12 protein-coding genes and 5 pseudogenes are annotated in these 17,558 nt (G+C 37.2%); 9 read left to right on the forward strand and 8 right to left on the reverse strand.

Annotation, left to right across the window (positions count from 1 at the left end; translation table 11 throughout):
- Positions 1-2: 2 nt before the first annotated feature.
- Complete coding sequence (locus KVY11_RS00630; protein WP_218287667.1) at positions 3-311, reverse strand: hypothetical protein; 309 nt, start codon at positions 309-311, stop codon at positions 3-5.
- A gap of 158 nt (positions 312-469) precedes the next feature.
- Here KVY11_RS00630 and KVY11_RS00635 point away from each other — a divergent pair, with 158 nt between their 5' ends.
- The 4 genes and pseudogenes from KVY11_RS00635 to KVY11_RS16675 form a co-directional block, all read left to right on the forward strand.
- Positions 470-1,114: a DoxX family protein gene (locus KVY11_RS00635; RefSeq protein ID WP_218287669.1), complete on the forward strand. Its 645-nt coding sequence runs from the start codon at positions 470-472 to the stop codon at positions 1,112-1,114.
- Between the two features lie 20 nt (positions 1,115-1,134).
- Positions 1,135-2,066: pseudogene (locus tag KVY11_RS00640) on the forward strand (IS5 family transposase).
- A gap of 538 nt (positions 2,067-2,604) precedes the next feature.
- A complete protein-coding gene (locus KVY11_RS00645; RefSeq protein ID WP_256350510.1) occupies positions 2,605-4,164 on the forward strand; it encodes a DUF4394 domain-containing protein in 1,560 nt (519 codons plus the stop codon).
- 13 nt (positions 4,165-4,177) lie between these two features.
- Positions 4,178-4,360: pseudogene (locus KVY11_RS16675) on the forward strand (type II toxin-antitoxin system RelE/ParE family toxin); the annotation flags it as partial.
- A 536-nt stretch (positions 4,361-4,896) separates the two neighbouring features.
- Here KVY11_RS16675 and KVY11_RS00650 read toward each other — a convergent pair.
- The 3 genes from KVY11_RS00650 to KVY11_RS00660 all read right to left on the reverse strand — a co-directional run bounded on the left by KVY11_RS00650 (position 4,897) and on the right by KVY11_RS00660 (position 6,200).
- On the reverse strand, positions 4,897-5,106 hold the full coding sequence (locus tag KVY11_RS00650; protein ID WP_087014561.1) for an acyl-CoA thioesterase: 210 nt from the start codon (positions 5,104-5,106) through the stop codon (positions 4,897-4,899).
- A gap of 501 nt (positions 5,107-5,607) precedes the next feature.
- On the reverse strand, positions 5,608-5,877 hold the full coding sequence (locus tag KVY11_RS00655; RefSeq protein WP_087014563.1) for a hypothetical protein: 270 nt from the start codon (positions 5,875-5,877) through the stop codon (positions 5,608-5,610).
- 95 nt (positions 5,878-5,972) lie between these two features.
- On the reverse strand, positions 5,973-6,200 hold the full coding sequence (locus tag KVY11_RS00660) for a hypothetical protein (protein WP_087014564.1): 228 nt from the start codon (positions 6,198-6,200) through the stop codon (positions 5,973-5,975).
- 588 nt (positions 6,201-6,788) lie between these two features.
- Here KVY11_RS00660 and KVY11_RS00665 point away from each other — a divergent pair.
- The 3 genes and pseudogenes from KVY11_RS00665 to KVY11_RS00675 form a co-directional block, all read left to right on the forward strand.
- Positions 6,789-7,013 (forward strand): annotated as a pseudogene (locus tag KVY11_RS00665) (exodeoxyribonuclease VII large subunit); the annotation flags it as partial.
- Positions 7,004-7,473: pseudogene (locus tag KVY11_RS00670) on the forward strand (DUF421 domain-containing protein); the annotation flags it as partial. The pseudogenes KVY11_RS00665 and KVY11_RS00670, both read left to right, overlap by 10 nt.
- Positions 7,474-7,763: 290 nt before the next feature.
- Positions 7,764-9,842 (forward strand): catalase, encoded by a 2,079-nt coding sequence (locus KVY11_RS00675; RefSeq protein ID WP_218287671.1) that lies wholly within the window; start codon positions 7,764-7,766, stop codon positions 9,840-9,842.
- 67 nt (positions 9,843-9,909) lie between these two features.
- On the opposite strand, the gene KVY11_RS00680 is transcribed toward KVY11_RS00675, so the two are convergent.
- Positions 9,910-10,086, reverse strand: a complete 177-nt coding sequence (locus KVY11_RS00680; RefSeq protein ID WP_218287673.1) for a hypothetical protein — start codon at positions 10,084-10,086, stop codon at positions 9,910-9,912.
- A 219-nt stretch (positions 10,087-10,305) separates the two neighbouring features.
- Between KVY11_RS00680 and KVY11_RS00685 the strand changes: the two are divergent.
- Together KVY11_RS00685 and KVY11_RS00690 are read left to right on the forward strand one after the other, a co-directional pair.
- Positions 10,306-10,873 (forward strand): annotated as a pseudogene (locus tag KVY11_RS00685) (IS5 family transposase); the annotation flags it as partial.
- A 304-nt stretch (positions 10,874-11,177) separates the two neighbouring features.
- Positions 11,178-12,515, forward strand: coding sequence for a PepSY domain-containing protein (locus KVY11_RS00690; RefSeq protein ID WP_218287674.1), 1,338 nt, complete (start codon positions 11,178-11,180; stop codon positions 12,513-12,515).
- Between the two features lie 48 nt (positions 12,516-12,563).
- Here the strand turns inward: KVY11_RS00690 and KVY11_RS00695 are convergent, their stop codons facing one another.
- From KVY11_RS00695 to KVY11_RS00705, 3 genes are all read right to left on the reverse strand, one after another.
- Positions 12,564-13,019 (reverse strand): copper resistance protein NlpE N-terminal domain-containing protein, encoded by a 456-nt coding sequence (locus KVY11_RS00695; RefSeq protein WP_218287676.1) that lies wholly within the window; start codon positions 13,017-13,019, stop codon positions 12,564-12,566.
- Between the two features lie 70 nt (positions 13,020-13,089).
- Positions 13,090-15,195, reverse strand: coding sequence for a TonB-dependent siderophore receptor (locus KVY11_RS00700; RefSeq protein ID WP_218287678.1), 2,106 nt, complete (start codon positions 15,193-15,195; stop codon positions 13,090-13,092).
- Positions 15,196-15,245: 50 nt separating this feature from the next.
- The gene (locus KVY11_RS00705; protein WP_218287680.1) at positions 15,246-17,528 is read right to left on the reverse strand and encodes a TonB-dependent siderophore receptor; all 2,283 of its coding nucleotides are present in this window, start codon (positions 17,526-17,528) and stop codon (positions 15,246-15,248) included.
- Positions 17,529-17,558: the final 30 nt, after the last annotated feature.

Below are 17,558 nucleotides of genomic sequence, written 5' to 3' on the forward strand. Positions count from 1 at the left end.
GACTATTTAGCACCACACTTGCCATCAGCAACTTTTTTATCAGCACCACATTTCGCATCTGCTGCTTTATTGGTTGCACCACATTTGCCATCTGCTGCTTTTTTATCAGCGCCACATTTTGCTTCAGTGGTCTTTTCGTGTTTATGCATTTTATTTGCACCACACTTAGCTTCACCACATTTGCCATCAGCCGCTTTACTTGCATGTGTTTCTGTCGCATGAGTAGTTGTTGCTGCGGATACTTGAGTTACACCAACTACAGATAAAGCTAATAATGCTGCGACTGATGTGATTGAGTTTAGTTTGTTCATTTTTCTATTCCTTTAAGATAATTTCTCAGTTTGTACTTAGGTACATGTTGTTAGACGACTTAAACTGACATTTATTACAGTCCAAATTAAAAATTATGTAAGAAATACCGTTATCACCCGACTAATGACTATTCAATCGCATTGGGTGTGAATTTATCATGAACAACTTTATCTATCTTTTATCAGAAAAATACGAAAAATTTTGTAGTGTCATAAAACATGGTGATGGTATTGCAGCACTTGCACTAAGACTTTATTTAGTTCCGATATTCTGGATGGCGGGTACAAATAAATTTACCCATTTTCAAGATACAGTCGAATGGTTCGGTAATACTGATTGGGGTTTAGGTCTACCATTTCCTACACTGCTGGCGGCACTCGCAACTTCGACTGAAATTATGGGGGCTATTCTCTTAGCAGTAGGTTTATTAACTCGATTCATCAGTATTCCACTCATTATCACCATGTTAGTTGCTATCGTTACGGTACATTTACCGAATGGATGGCAAGCAATTGCTGATCCTAATGCGCCATTTGCTAGTGCTCAGGTGATTGCTTCATCTGAAAAGTTAGAAAAGGCTCGTCAGATATTAGAGACGTATGGAAATTATGACTGGTTAACTTCAAGTGGATCATTTGTCATCTTAAATAATGGTATTGAGTTTGCAGTAACTTACTTAGTCATGCTGTTAGCTTTATTGGTACTCGGTGGTGGGCGCTACCTAAGTTTTGATTACTGGATGAAGCGTATATTTTTAAATATCAAAAGGGCTTTGTTGCACAAAGCTGTTCGTAAGCTCTGATTCAGCAATATAATTCTGAGATGAATAAGTCTATACCTAAAATCTATCGTACAACCAACTGGCCCACCTACAATAAAGCTTTAATTAATCGTGGAAATATTTCGATTTGGTTTGATCCTCAGACTCAATGGTATGCTCAATTTCAAGGTAAACAAGGACGAAATCAAACCTACTCAGATAGAGCAATTCAATGCTGTTTGATGATCAAATCTCTATTTCGACTTTCTTTACGTCTGGTCACGGGCTTTGTGCAAAGCCTTATTCAACTCTGTGGTTTAAGTTGGACGGCACCAGATTATTCCACACTCTGCAGAAGACAAAAGCAAATTGATATTGCGATAAGCTATCGGCAAAGTCATGGTGAACTACATCTACATGTAGATTCAACTGGCCTGAAGTTTTTAGGTGAAGGTGAATGGAAACGCAAGAAACATCAACCTGAATACCGTCGGCAATCGCGTAAACTGCATATTGGTATAGATGCTAAAACGCTGCAAATACGGGCAGTTCAGCTCATGACGAATAATGTCAGTGATTCACAAGTACTTGGTAATTTACTTGATCAAATTCCACTAGATGAACAGATTGATTCAGTCTATATAGATGGGGCTTATGACACAAAACAATGCCGTCAGGTTATTGCAGATCGACAAGCGCATGCGGTGATTCCGTCAAGAAAAAATGCGAAGCCTTGGAAGGATACAAAAGTTCATTCGCTAGAGCGAAATGAATTACTTCGTATTGTTAAACTTTAGGCAGGACACTATGGAAAAAATGGTCAGGCTATCATCGACGCAGTTTGGTTGAAACCAAGATGCACTGCATCAAATTATTAGGCGATAAATTAATGGCAAGAAGCTTTCCTAGTCAGGTGAATGAAATTCATGCTCGTGTAGCGGTCTTAAATAAATTTACAGAAATAGGCCGACCTCATACCCAAGTTGTCACTTAAATTTGAGCGACTAAGGAAAGCTCTATCTTTAAAATCTTTATGCAACAAAGCCATTCAGATCTAGATGTTGAAATGCAGTTTAATTTTGCATTTAGTCTCGTACTTGATGTGAACAATCTGTGAAGCATTACCAAATAGATATAACAATACAAAATAATATCCATAAAACATATATTTACTAAAAAACAATAAAGACATATGGTTAATTAACATGCGACAAACATTGAACTTAAATATCTTCATTTCTATGCATTCTACACGCTTAACAATAGAAAATGATCCTTTTCAAGTCTAAATATACCTCGACCTGTTTCTCAGCAAAGCTAAGTTGTTTTACAAATTTAACCGTGTAATCAAAAGTTCTTCGAAATCAAATATCAATAATTAAGGAAAATTATACATGGAACTCTAAACACTCATCTGTACTTTCACCGCACTCGGTGGCATCGGATTAGTTGGATGTAATGATTCAAATTCATCTGAGCCTATTTCTCCAACAAATGCTACCGGTAATCTCTTGGTACTGACCAGTAACGGTATGATTAGTTCACTCAATCATGACAAACCTGGTTCACTGATTTCAAATATTAAAATTTCAGGTTTAGTTTCTGGGGATCAACTGGTTGGAATGGACCATCGTCCAAGTGATGGAAAGTTATATGCAGTAGGTTTGTTGGGTAATATTTACACGTTAAATCCAAGCTCTGGCGTGGCAAAATTCGTCATTAAGATAACAGCTGATCCAGCAGATACGACCGATGGTAATACAGCTTTTAGTAAAATTACTGCCAATCCCGATGCGCTTAGCGTGAATTTCAACCCTGCTGCGGATCGTCTAAGAATTATTGGTCAAGATGGTCAAAACCTAAGAGTCAATGTTGATACAGGTCTCACTATCACCGACGGAGAAATCAGTCGGGTTGGTGATGCTACAACTGAAGTCAGCGCCGCAGCTTATACTAATGCTTTTGCTGGAACGGCAAGTACAAAATTATACAGTATCGATTCTGCGACAGATCGCATTTATCTGCAAAATGCAAATGCCGGAACATTAGGTATCTCTGCACCCTTAGGTCAGGATGTATCGAATAACGGTGGTTTTGATATAGACCCAATGAATAATATTGGTTTTGCCGCATTACAAGTCTCAGGTGCATATAAATTATTTAGAGTTAATCTTGCTCATGTAGGAACGACCAGTAACGCTATTTTTGAGACGAGCGACTTGCCTAGCGAATATCGTCAAACCTCCATTCGTGGGGTTGCACTTAATCGAGCAGAAGATACCACCTCAAAAGGAATCGGGCTGACTAACAATAATGCTTTAATTCGATTTGAAATCAATCGTCCAAATGATACGACTGAACAAAAAATCACAGGCGTATTGGTCAATGAAAAATTCGTAGGTATTGATTTTAGATTACGTACTGCTACCGATAAAACCAATACGCTATATGGTTTAACTGACCAAGCAAACCTGTATACTATTAATCCAAATTCTGGCGCTGCAACACTTGTGACTGCGCTTAAAGCAGGTACAGGTAGTAACTTTAGTGCTCTAGACGGCACAGAGTTTGCTGTTGACTTCAATCCAACGGCTGACCGTTTAAGAGTCATCAGTAATTCGGGGCAAAATCTGCGAATCAATGTCGATACAGGTGAAACCATTCAAGATGGCAAAATCAATGGGATCACCAATGCCGTGATTAGCGCTGCGGCATATACCAACAGTTTTCAAACACCTATTTCAGCACTTAGCACCGAATTATTTAATCTAGATCATACCAATCAGTTACTGACGAAGCAAGTTCCACCCAATGATGGAACATTGGTGAGATTAGGTAGTCTTGGCGTGAACTTAGGCTTGAATGATGGTTTTGATATTGCTGGTGGTGATAATGGATTGGCTCTAGCAGCAATAAACAACAATAATGGTGCTTCTGTCCTATACCGTATAGATCTAAATAGCGATACAACACTAACAACTCCACGTGCACGTCCCGCAATTTCTGTCAGTGGTACGCCTAGTGTTATGAGCTCAATGATTGGTTCAAACACCACGCCCGCCTTGATTGATTTAGCGATACTTTTCAAATAGTTTAAATAGTGCCCTTACCAAGTTAAAAGACCAACAGTCAAAAAGACGCATATAGGTCCGAATTGATATGGTTGCAAATGGAAACTTTGGAGATACTGAACCAGTCAGTGAAGGTATCTCTGAATTAAGTTTCTTTTTTGGACCAAGTTATAGGATTTATTATTGCAAGCAAGGGCAAAGGGTTATTATTTTCTTACAAACTTTCCCAAATCTACTTGATTTTATTTAATATAAATCTCTTATGCGTAATTCCCAATATTTAAATTTTCCATCAAATTATTGTCAATTGAACATAATAGAGCTCACTCGAAACAGCCCTCACTCAGAGGGTTTTCTCAATTAACACACTGCACACAAACAGTGACATGTGCATCTTTGTCGAAATCGAATGCGCTGTGCAGTCCGAAAGTAGAATGCACAGCAACATGTGGTTACTTATCCTGAGCAGCATATTTTAAGTTATCCGCTACACGATTCGTCCAGTCTGAGAGGGGGATAACACCAGACGTGCTTTCTAGAATCCCCAATAATTAAATAGGGATAATTCCAAAATCAGCGGCTATTCAGGGATTGACTTGTAAGAGATTTTATAAAAGTAACTGTGACGTTAATTAAGTATCTAAAGTTGTATAACAACATCTCATAAAAGAGAAAAAACCTCCGAGAATAATAGATATCGAACGGTTTTTTTATGTCTGATCCGTTTTAAAAAAATAGATGCTTAGAACTCTCTTAAGATGGATTGCTTAAAAATTTACGCATCTGTCTATGTCTTCTAGTGAGACCTAGTACCTCTTTACGCTTAATAATTTCATCTTCAGTAAAAGGCAGATGATTGATAAGCTTCTCAATCCCCATAACACTATTTTCAATTAAGAAACTATCTTGCTCGGTTGTCCAATTTGAGGTTATATGCTCAGATTTTTTAGACTGTCTTTTCATAAAAAGAAATTATACCTAATCATGAGGACTCTTGACTTTCTTCAAGCACTCTCGGCATACACAAATTTCTTTTTGGTCATTGGTGTAATCAATCTCTCTAGCACCATGAAGGCCAAATATACACATTAATAATCTGATCATCTTATTCCTCCTTTAACTACTTAAAAGCTATATATCTTAGGCATCTATATTTATATGAATCCCTGTAAGACAGCATTTCGAACAACTTTATCGAAGTTTGAATGAAATGAATTTTCAGTAGTGTGACGCTTTGACAATAAACAGAAACTTGCTACCGCACCTATGCTCACCAAAGTTAATAATTTCATCTTTAATTCCATCCATGTAGAACTTTTGATTCAAACATATCACTCTGATTTGTATCTATCTAACCGCCTTCTGATGAATTACTGTTCATAATGTAACCACATTATTATTTATGTAATTGAATTTATTAAATAATGAAACAATTCCTCTCAGATTACACTGAATTATTACAACTTATAGATTTAAAGCTTTATGGGCCCATCTCAGAAATTTATCTTTATCGTTGAAATGCGGAACATTCAATAAATTGATGTAGGAAACTTCACCAAAGTTTCCTGAGATTTTATTTGATTCAAGAATTGTAAAATCTTCTTCTTGCCCTACATGTACTTCTCGAAAAAACTCCGTAACCTTCCGATCAAGGTTTAGTGAGGTAAAACCCTCTCTCTCAACTAAAAAGTCATAGATCTGGCTAATCACATGTAGTTCAAATTTTCTATTCATTGTTTTCAGTTCTCATAATTATTTTAACAATTGGTTTAATTTAAACTAATTTCTTGTACGGATAAAGACAATAAAAAAATTACTCTCAGGGATATTTAAATAGATTTTCGCTTAGCCTTTGCCAGTAATATCTCTATTCGTTGAGTAACTTCCCACAATTTAAGCTCAGCATCACGCCAAAAATAGTAGACGTCACCATCTATGACATACATTTGCTTAATGTAGTTTGTTGATTTTGTCTTGTTTACTTCTTTAGCATTAAAAGAGGGTTTATCAAGCACTATTACCCTGCCATCTAAATCACCACCGATACAGATATTCATTTCTATTCTTCTTGTTGTAAGCAATGATTAAACTATATCACAAACAAAAAAGCGCAATTATCTGAACGAACCATATCTACTAAGTATATGATAAATATTAAAATTTACACCAATACGATTTAAGTTAAGCTACCATTAAAAAAGCCCTACATCTCTGTAAGGCTTTTCCCCTTGGTCATGTGCGCTGATACAAGGAATCGTTGTTTTTATTTACAACAAAATAATTAAATCATTAATCGAATAAAAAATGAAGCAAAAAAAACCTGCAACTTGGGGAAGGTGCAGGTATAAACTGATATTAACTATCATGGAGAACTTAATACCAACTAATATACTTGGTTTATATTGAGATCTCATTCACATTTTATTCCAAATTATCAAACAACAAAAAAAGCCCATCAAATGATGAGCTTTTTAAGGTAATTAAGTGAATTACTATAACTTAGTCCATTATAGCAGAAATATGCCTTATGCCCTGATCAAGATCAAGATCAAGATCAAGATCAAGATCAAGTCAGCATATTCTCAATTTGCACTTCTAGCATTGCTTTAATACTATTAACCTAAGCACTTAAAATAATTGACCTAATGCCTGAACCTCCATTTTCTCTCAGTGATTATCTATCCACAGTACAGGAAGTAATTCAAATTACTTTCAATGAACCTGTATGGGCTAAAGCTGAGATCCGTAGTCTAAATATTAAGGGCGGACATTACTATCTTGAGTTAGCTGAAAAGGATGAAAACACCGATAAAGTTATAACAACTTGTAAAGGAACCATCTGTAAATTTACAGTTCAGACATTCATGCTGTTATTGTTTTGCAGTAATTATGACTTTATACCAATTAACAACTTACTTAATGATGAAATCCGATGCTTTTGAGACCGTTTTGGAAGGTCGACCAATATACATCGTCAAAAATGGTTTACTGATTGTTGAGGATATTAAGCAAGAAAAGTATTCATACGATGAGTTCTTTGCTGAAATGCGTCAAAAGAAAATAGAGCATCTTGGACAAGTTAAAATGGCACTGCTTGAGACTGATGGCTGCCTAAGCGTGATCCCATATTCTAAAGAAAATATAAAATGGGGCCTTCCTTTGTTTCCCGATGAATACAAAATTGCAGATCATCATAATATCGATCACTTTTATTCTTGTATGTTGTGTGGTCAAACCCAACATTTAAATCATTTAAATGAAAAATGCCCACGCTGTCAAAATACAAAATGGGCTAAATCCTGTTTGTATTGCGAGGAATATCAAAATTAATAAGCTTTTGTTTTGACTTATATTAATTCAATATTATTTAAAATGAGTAGTTTAAGCGAACAAAAAATACACATTTCTTTACCTTACTCAAAGAGTAAATACTTAAAGTTTATATGGGTATCTTTGATCCAAAAAAGAGTTTTCTGGCAAGTAACTCATATTCGATTGTAGATAACCTATTAAATTGTATAAGCACAAAATATCCGTCAACAAATAAGCCATTAACTTACGTGAAAATAAATACTTATTTTCATAAAACGTTATAAAGCAAATGTATAAGAGAATGTGATATGAAAGAACCAAATACACCAAAAATCGACCAGCTTTCTGAGGAAGCATACGTGGATCCTATAGGTAAAACTCTTACCACTTCTTTAGGTGTTCCCGTAGCTGATAATCAAAATAGTCTAAAAATTAATGAGAAAGGCCCTACTCTTCTCGAGGACTTTCTTCTAAGGGATAAACTTATTCATTTTGATCGTGAGCGTATTCCAGAACGTGTTGTACATGCTCGAGGGGTCGGTGCTCATGGTTACTTTCAAGCTTATACCGGTAATGAAAAATGGACTAAAGCCAAGTTCCTAACGGACACAAATAATCAAACCCCTATCTTTGTCCGTATTTCTACAGTTCAAGGTGGGCGAGGTTCGGCTGATGTCGTTCGAGATGTACGAGGTTTTTCTATAAAATTTTATACTGAAGAAGGAAATTATGATTTGGTGGGGAATAATATCCCTGTCTTCTTCATTCAGGATGCTATTAAATTTCCGGACTTTGTTCATGCAGTAAAACCAGAAGATGCCAATGAAGTTCCAACTGGTCAATCTGCCCATGATACTTTCTGGGATTTTATTTCTTTAAACACCGAAGCATCACATATGACTACTTGGATAATGTCAGATAGAGCAATTCCAAGAAATCTACGCTCTATACAAGGTTTTGGTGTTCATACATTTAGATTGATTAATAAGAATAATGAAGCATTCTTAGTGAAATTCCATTGGACTCCAAAGCAAGGGGTAGCTCAAGTCGTCTGGGATGAAGCCCTAAAAATTAATGGCAAAGATCCCGATTTTCACAGACGTGATCTGTGGGATGCTATTGAGCGTGGCAATTACCCGGAATGGGAATTAGGCGCACAAATTTTCTCTGAAGAAGATGCAAAACAATGGGACTTTGATGTCTTAGATGCTACAAAATTAATCCCAGAAGAACTTGTACCAGTCACTCCACTAGGTAAATTTGTTTTAAACAAAAATACAGATGATTTTTTCGCAGAGACAGAACAAGTTGCTTTTAGTCCTGCAAATATTGTCTCAGGTATAGATTTTAGTAATGACCCCCTTTTACAAGGACGGCTATTTAGCTATACGGATACTCACTTACACAGACTAGGTACGGTAAATTTTAATCAAATTCCAATTAACAAACCCGTTTGTCCTTTTCATACGAATAGACGAGGTGGTTATGCTAATCACGAAGTTTATAAAGGAAAGGCAAATTATGAACCTAATTCTGTTGATGAAAATTGGCCAAGAGAATCACCTAATGACAGTGGTGCCTTCAAGACACATCCTGAAGAAGTACAAGGCAGCAAACTAAGAGTTCGACCAGAAAGTTTCGCTGATCATTTCTCGCAAGCCACAATGCACTACCATAGTTTGGAAAAACATGAACAACAGCATATTAAGGATGCATATTCTTTTGAATTATCTAAGGTTAAATCGGAAGATATCCGCAGACGTGTAGTTTACGCTGTCTTAGCTAATATTGACTTGGACTTAGCTGAATATGTTGCGAAAGAGTTAGGTATTAAAACTCCCCCTAAACAGCAAGATAGTCTGCACCAACCCGTAATTGCATCTTCGAAAAGATTAAGTACCTCATCTTTTCCTGCATCTGATATTAAACAGCGAAAAATTGCCTTGCTCGTTCATAACGGTGTAAATGCGTCATCAATAGATGATATTAAAATATGGGCTGAAGCAGAAAAAGCTATTGTGGAAACTTTAGCACCGAACGCAGCCCCTGTTAAATCTAGTGATGACAATGAAATACCAGTAGATGGAAGACAAAATGGCGAGCCTTCAGTGACTTATGATGCCGTAATCGTGATTGATGGGAATAATTTAGAAATATTTAAGGCTGATGGAGTTTCTAAACATTATGTATTAGAGACATATAAACATCTCAAGCCTATTGTTTTCCTGGGTGATAAATGCGCTTTAATAGATGAGTTTCAGCTCACTAAGGATGCAGCTCTATTCTCTACTCAAAATTTTAAAGAGATCCAAGATCAATTCAAACAAGCTATTCAAAATCACCGTTTGTGGGATAGAGAAAAAGTTGTCGCAGCTATTCCAGCATGAATTTATTTGAGATTAAAAGTAGTGTAAGTATTTGATTTCAAAAAGCGCTCGACGAGGGCTTTTTGATCTACTTTTGCTCTTTAAGTGGATTCTCAGGCTCTTCATTTGGTTTTTTCTGAGGATCTGGATTCTGATAGGTTTTCTGATCACCCTTGTCATCGTTTGATTCTTTTTGAGGTTTTGATTCTTTTTGAGGTTTTGATTCTTTTTGAGGTTTTGATTCTGGATTTTGCTTATTAATCATGTCGGTTCCATCACGTGAAATACTATAATAATAGATATGACATCAGGCTCTATCTATCAATAATAGATATGTTACGCAATACTACCCTGTAAAATAATTAGCACCTTAAATTCATTACAATTTCCCTAAACTATTATGCATTGATCACACCTGATAGTTATAGGTGGCTTTGTTGCACAAACCTACCGATAAAGTCTTATTCAGCAATATAATTTATAAATGAATAAGCCTACACCTAAAATTTATCGTACAACCAATTGGTCATCCTACAATTGCGCTTTGATCAATCGTGGCAATTTGACAATTTGGTTTGATCTGAATACTAAGTGGCATGCACAAGCACAAGGCAAACAAGGTCGAAATCAAACCTATTCTGATATAGCAATTCAGTGCTGTTTAATGATCAAATCTCTATTCCGACTTTTTTTAAATATGGTCACAGGCTTTATACAAAGCCTTATTAAGCTTAGTGGGTTAAGTTGGACAGCACCAGATTACTCCACCCTCTAAAGACGGCAAAAACATATTGATATTGCAATCAGCTATCAAAAAAATCATGAAGGACTATATCTATTAGTAGACTCAACTGGCCTTAATTTTTGGTGAAGGTGAATGGAAACGCAAGAAACACCAACCTGAATATCGTCGGCAATGGCGTAATCTGCATATTGGTATAGATGCTCAAACCCTGCAAATGAGGGCTGTTCAGCTTACAACGAATAATGTCAATGATTCACAAGTCTTGGGTGATCTGATCCATCAAATCCCATCTGATGAACGTATTGATGAATAGTTATACATACAAAAAATATGCCTTTCTTTTAGAAAATTTTTAATTGTTGTAATTATTGAATTGAATTGAATTGAATTGAATTGAATTGAATTGAATTGAATTGAATTATTTATACCAAATAATAAAAAAAATAGTTATTAATTCTTAAGAAAATATATCATTCACATTCTTTTTCCACCATACATAAATTTCCATGCACAACAACCAACTCGACCAACAGTTGAGTGAATTTTAAAATGAATCTATATCAAGTAAGATTATTGAAATAGATGATGCACAACTGCTCTAAGGAAAAAATTTGAACTTTAGCTTCTGGCCAACACTTTTCCGTTTACTACACCTGTATGCTGGTGTTTTTATTGCTCCGTTTATCTTTATAGCTGCCCTAACTGGTTTTTTTTATGCTGCTACCCCACAAATTGAAAAAAGTATTTATAAAGATGTTCTATACATCAAGCAAAGTAATTCAAAAGAACAACTTCTTAGCCTGCAAATTGAAAAAGCTAAACAGATATTACCCCCTACATCACAAATAACTGAAGTACGTCCTTCACCAGCAGTAAATCAGACGACAAGGATTATCTTTTCAGATCCTGAATTAGGGTTGCAAAATGAAGCCATCTTCATTGACCCATATACACTTGAAGTAAAAGGTCAGTTAGCTGTATATGGCACAAGTGGTTTACTTCCGTTTAGAACTAAGCTTGATCACTTACATCGAGATTTATTGTTAGGAAGCTGGGGGCGATTTTATAGCGAACTCGCAGCAAGTTGGTTAGCTGTCTTGATATTTACTGGCTTTTACCAATGGTATAAACGCCGAAAAGCATCCAAGAAAAACCAAATCAAGTATAATAAATATATTCAAAAACATAGCACTATCGGCCTAGTCTTTTTCCCACTATTCCTCTTTGTTGCAGTGACTGGCTTAACGTGGTCTGAATATGCTGGTGAAAATATTCGAATATTTCGCCACGCGCTAAGTTGGCAAACACCTGTTCTATCAACATCTATCAAAGCCGAACCTACATCAAAAAAGGTTATGCACCATGAAGATCATTCGATGTTACATAATCATGCTTCCGTACAAGTCACTTCTGGTGATTTCGACATAGCTTTAGATCTCGCTAGAAAGCATGGAATAGATGCTTCTCAAGTACAAATAAAACCACCTTTAGAAAAAGATCAAGTATGGAGTATTTCTGAAATTCAACGCAGTTGGCCTACTCAAGCAGATAGCATTGCAATTGATATTTCAAATCACAGCGTAATTGATCAGCTTTATTTTGATGACTATCCATTAATAGCTAAATTGACACGCTGGGGTGTTGATGCCCACATTGGAATTTTATTTGGTTGGATAAACCAGTTGATACTCGTTATTTACTCATTGGCACTATGTGCAATGATTTTTTATGCATATTTAGCTTGGTACAAAAGAACAAGTCTCAAACAGACTACAATACAGTTTTCAAATTTGTTCTTGAGTACGTGGAAAAGTGCAAAAACGCTTCAACGACTTACTCTAGGAACTATATTGATTATTCTTGGGCTACTACTGCCTTTATTTGGTTTAAGTCTAGTCGTAGCATTAGTCGCTATCTTTATTAGTAGCATTAAAGAGAAAAAAGCTTAACTGACTGTTTAAGCTCCTACCTTTTATATAAAAGGTAGGAGCTATTCATTAAGTTTTCTTCGTTAATTCAAAATCTAAATAGGCTTCGTAAGGTAGACCAGTCTTGGCATCAAGAACTTCCACAGAGCCCTGCTGCCATAAAACTGTATTCCGCTCAGATACACCATCAAGCTGAATTTTAATTTTTCCGTTATCAACGAATATGAATTTTCCTTCGTGTATTTCAGGTTTATTGTGTCCACTATTACTGGTTCTAACCAATTTGAATGTCTGGTTTTCCTCAACATCCAAATCGACAGTCATACCTTCGCACCCTTCACAGAAAGAAGTACATGCTGCACAAGGTAAAATTCCTTTATATTGGCCTACCCATTTCTGTAATTCAGGATCAATAACTTTTATGGATTTGGTCGAAGCTTCTCTCGATTTAGGGTCAGGTTCAGATTGACTACATCCGAGGCACAAACTAGCAAAAACAAAAGAACATAATAATGTATTTTTCATAAATGATATCTCTTAGCAACTATGAAGGAGCAGTCGCATCTTGTGACACTGTCCCTCCTGACTCCACAGACTAGAATTTCCAATTTAGACTAAGTGTTGCTTTGAGCGGTTCACCCACCTGCACCCAATAGTTGGTATAGCTTGCGACGTAGTAATCTTGATCAAAAAGATTATCAATATTCAGTTGCGCGCGCAGGTCTGGTCGTAGCTGTACATAGCCCCCAATATTAACGATAGTAAAATCAGGAAGACTGGTTCCATTATCAATATAATTTGCACTGCGTTTACCGTAGTAATTAATATTGCCAACCAAGCCAGCATCATGTCCTGCAAGGTCAAATTGATAGTCAGCACTTAAGTTTGCCGTATGTTTAGGAATATTTTTAAGCCTTGCGCCCTTATCCTCAACTTCACTTTCTACAATTTCAGCATCTGTAAAAGTATAGTTAGCATTAACACGTAGCTTGTCAGTGAATTGATGTTGTAGTTCTAACTCAACACCACGGCTTTGTACTCTCCCGCTATCTACATAGCTATCAGTAATGCCTTCAGTGAGCAGATGTTGTTTTTCCATATCAAAATACGTTAGACCAAACCAACTTTGCGGTAAAAACTTATATTTACCACCCACTTCCCAACTTTCTGTTTTCTCTGGTTCATACAGTTCATTGTCCTTATTCAACCCTGTGTTCAGTTCAAATGCCTTCCCCCAGTTACTGTAAAAAGACAACTGCTCAGTGGGCTGATAATTTATCCCTGCACGTGGTGTAAATGGTGTGAAAGCTTGCTTTGATGTCTTTCCAGTTCGATGATCATCAATTTGTTGTTCTAAACGATTAAAACGACCGCCTACCAGTACATTCCATTGATCATTCAAGAAAATTTGATCTTGAATGTTAAACCCAAACATATCTTGAGTTTCTTTTGTATCTTTAGTGATTCGGGTTAATGGCAAAATATTTTGACCGTACACGGGATTATAAATATCAATCTGACTCGAAGCCCCAACAGCACTACGACGTTGCAGTTGATCAATCGTATAATGACCTGCTTCGACATTTGTAACCAGTTCATGTCTGATTACCCCAGTATCAAACTTACCTCTTAAGATAGATTGAAAGTTTGTGGTGTCTGTCTCAAATTGACGGGAGCGGCGGAAGCGATTTGCCGTTCTTCCATCTGATGCAATGGACGAAATTTCGGTTGATGTACCTGCACGCTCACCATGACTATAAGTGATTGCCGTTGTATTGTTCCAATCATCATTAAATTCATGGTTTAAACGTAGTTGATACATTTGATCTTTAATCTCAATATCACCATCGCTTGGCTCACCTAAAAAGGTTCTCTTATTGACTGGAAGTTTCCCATTGACCATCGGTACGCCACGATCAAAAACGCCTTTAGACTCTGAGAACTCAGTATCAAGATTCAACTGGGTTTGCTCAGAAATTTTCCATGCTAATTGTGGTGCAATGTAATAATGCTGATTATCAACATGATCACGGAAGCTTTGATTATTATCATAGGCTAGTCCAAGGCGATAAGCCAAATCCTGATTAATCGCACCCGTGGTATCTAAGGCAGCTCGATATTCTTCAAGCGTACTTCCGCTCAGACTTAAATCACTTTTTTTCTCCCATTCAGGTTGCTTAGTGGTGATATTCATAATCCCGCCTACCGCACCTTGCCCATACATCGCGGCCATGGGGCCTTTCAAGAAATCAATCGCTTGAATGTTCACCATATCTCGTGCGGTATGGATACCACTCACAGAGCTCAAACCATTACGCATGTAAATCGTACCCATATTCGGATCGGTACTAAATCCGCGAAATGAGTAATTGTCCCAAAAACCTCCGCCATAACTGTCTTGATAAACCACACCATTTACAAACGAAAGCGCATCACTGATACGCTGAACATTATGATTTTGGATATCTTGTGCTGATACATGTGATTTAGTAAACGGTACTTCTAACAGGTCATGATTGAACTGCGTAATCGCTTGTGAAGAACTATGTCTTTCATCCTGTTTTTCTGCAGTAATCGTGATACTCGGCAGTTGAGCTACAATTTGATTTGAAGCAGATTCATTTTCGGCCGACACAGCGTGGGTTGAAAGTTGAACAAGTAAAATACTCCACGTCAGTGGATGAAATAAAAATTTAGACATAAGTGACTCTGAATGTGTATATGCTGATATAGGGTTATGAAATCTGGTGCTTAAAATTTAAATGTGACGCCGAGTTCGACACTTCTTGGTGCACCAATATAAATTTGCTTCGCGGAGTAGCCTGAATACTCACCATAAAATTCATCGGTCAGGTTTCGGCCCCATAGTGTAAAAGTCATATTTTTTAGGTCATATGCTAAGGAAGCATCGTACGTGGTATGACCATCTACAAAGTATGTATTCGCTGTATCTGTGTAGAAACCACTCGCATATTTTGCAAATCCACTCACAGTAATTGGTAAAGTACTAAACTGGTAACTTAATGAGGCATTGGCAACTTTTTCGGGAACATTAATCGGCTGATTGCCTGAACGATTCGCACCGCCCGCTTCTATTAATTTCTTGTATTCTGCATCAACCCAAGCCAAACCTAAGCTCGCTTTTAACTGCGGTGTAATCGCAGCAGATGCTGTAAATTCAGCGCCTTTAGAGACCTGCTGTCCTCCCTGAACAGTTAAATTAATATTGTTCGGATCACGAGTTAAAATATGATTTAATTCAATCCAGTAAACTGAACCAATCATGTCCAGCTTGCCGTCTAATACACTCGACTTAAAACCAAGTTCAGCCGATTTCCATTTTGATAGATCGAAACTTCCATTCGCTGTCGAGATCACAAGTAAAGAAGAAACGGGGGTAACCGCTGTACTATATTGACCGTATAGCTGGGTATCTGGAGTTAGATTATAAACACTGCCTATACGCCAAGAGAATGGGTTAAAAGTAGGATTAAATTGCTGCTGACTATCGGTTAGGATGTTATCAATTGTTCGCTCTACATCAAGACGTTCATAGCGTGCCCCACCGACAACAAGCCAATCTGGCGTTATGTTAAAAGCATCCTCTGCAAAAACAGACCAATTCTTAATTTGAGTTGAAAATTTATTGTAACTCGTCCATCCCGCCCAATCACTGGTAGGCATCTCTCCAACATTTGGATGATATGGATCTACAGCGCTGAGGTTGCCACCAGGTCTGGGACTACTAAAATCGGTATAGCTATATTCAGAGCCTATGCTCAGTCGATTACGATACGTCCCTGCAATCAATTGATCATGACCGAAACTAAAGCGATTACTCCATACATCATGATCATGGCTCCAACGCTGTACTGTCCGTTTGAATAGCCCCGTTTGGCTGTCAAAATTTTGTTCTGGGGATAGATAGAATTTTCGATCTGCATGGTAATACGTTGCAATATTATTGAACGTCCATGATGGTGAAAGGCGATAATCCGTCGACCAAGAGAGAGTCGTTGTGTCAGCACTTAACTCACCACCGTCTGGATTATAATTTTTATGCCTTGTTGTCTTATCCACGACTAGACCATAAGGATTATCTACGATGTGACTAGGATTTTTAGCTGTCGAAGCTGAAACTAACGGTGAGCCGTTATAGCTTGAAGTTTCTTTGTCATGATCAAAATTTGCTGAAAACAGCATTGATAAATCATCATTCGGCTTATACAGCAGACTCACTGCCGCACCGAATTTAGTCGTTTCTTGATCATCAATATCATACAAACTATCTGATTTGAGATAACTCACATCAGAGCGAATAGCCAATTCATCATTTATTGGTAGATTCCCACCTATAGCGACTCTTACTGTATTAAAACTACCGTAGTTAAGCAGCCCTTCCACAGTTTTCTTTTCTAAATTAGGTTTTCGGGTGACTAAATTCACTGCACCGCCTAAAGCACCTTCACCAAAAAGTACAGATGAGGGTCCTTTTAAAACCTCAATCTTTTCATACTTCCAAACATCTAAATCCCTTGTTACGAAGGTAGAAGCCCCCACACGAACGCCATCCTGCAATACCGTGTTGGCATTACCAGAAAAACCACGCATCGTAAGCACAGCGGGGTTACCCGGCACATTACCTACAGTCGCACCTGTCACATTGCCAAATGCCTCTTTAACCGTTCTTAAGCCTTTTTCTTGTAAGTCTTCTTGAGTAATGGTTTGAACTGTTGCAGGGGTTTCTTGAGCTGTTAACCCTAAGCGACTGCCCGTTGAGTTGACTTGTTTCAGTTGGAGTGGGTCAGCCGTACTTTGTTTTTGAGCTTCAATCACTAAAACAGGCAATTGCATAGATTGCGCTGAGTTATCTTCAGCATAGCTTAGTTGTAAACCAAGCCCATAAATTGATAGGGCAACAACAGAACGCTGTGCTAAATCAATTAAGGCGTGATTGTGTTTAAGCCCTGTTACTTGAGGCGAAACAATAGAATGATTCCCTTTTAAATAAGGGTTCAATTTGAATTGAGGCATTTCAATTCCTTTTAAGCATAAGTTTCCATT

It is taken from the genome of Acinetobacter sp. CWB-G5 (genome assembly GCF_019209785.1).
Taxonomy (GTDB): Bacteria; Pseudomonadota; Gammaproteobacteria; order Pseudomonadales; family Moraxellaceae; genus Acinetobacter; species Acinetobacter johnsonii.

Coding starts and splice junctions, on each gene's coding strand:
- KVY11_RS00630 (WP_218287667.1), bottom strand. CDS start 311: ATGAACAAACTAAACTCAATCACATCAGTCGCAGCATTATTAGCTTTA.
- KVY11_RS00635 (WP_218287669.1), top strand. CDS start 470: ATGAACAACTTTATCTATCTTTTATCAGAAAAATACGAAAAATTTTGT.
- KVY11_RS00645 (WP_256350510.1), top strand. CDS start 2,605: ATGATTAGTTCACTCAATCATGACAAACCTGGTTCACTGATTTCAAAT.
- KVY11_RS00650 (WP_087014561.1), bottom strand. CDS start 5,106: ATGAAAAGACAGTCTAAAAAATCTGAGCATATAACCTCAAATTGGACA.
- KVY11_RS00655 (WP_087014563.1), bottom strand. CDS start 5,877: ATGAATAGAAAATTTGAACTACATGTGATTAGCCAGATCTATGACTTT.
- KVY11_RS00660 (WP_087014564.1), bottom strand. CDS start 6,200: ATGAATATCTGTATCGGTGGTGATTTAGATGGCAGGGTAATAGTGCTT.
- KVY11_RS00675 (WP_218287671.1), top strand. CDS start 7,764: ATGAAAGAACCAAATACACCAAAAATCGACCAGCTTTCTGAGGAAGCA.
- KVY11_RS00680 (WP_218287673.1), bottom strand. CDS start 10,086: ATGATTAATAAGCAAAATCCAGAATCAAAACCTCAAAAAGAATCAAAA.
- KVY11_RS00695 (WP_218287676.1), bottom strand. CDS start 13,019: ATGAAAAATACATTATTATGTTCTTTTGTTTTTGCTAGTTTGTGCCTC.
- KVY11_RS00700 (WP_218287678.1), bottom strand. CDS start 15,195: ATGTCTAAATTTTTATTTCATCCACTGACGTGGAGTATTTTACTTGTT.
- KVY11_RS00705 (WP_218287680.1), bottom strand. CDS start 17,528: ATGCCTCAATTCAAATTGAACCCTTATTTAAAAGGGAATCATTCTATT.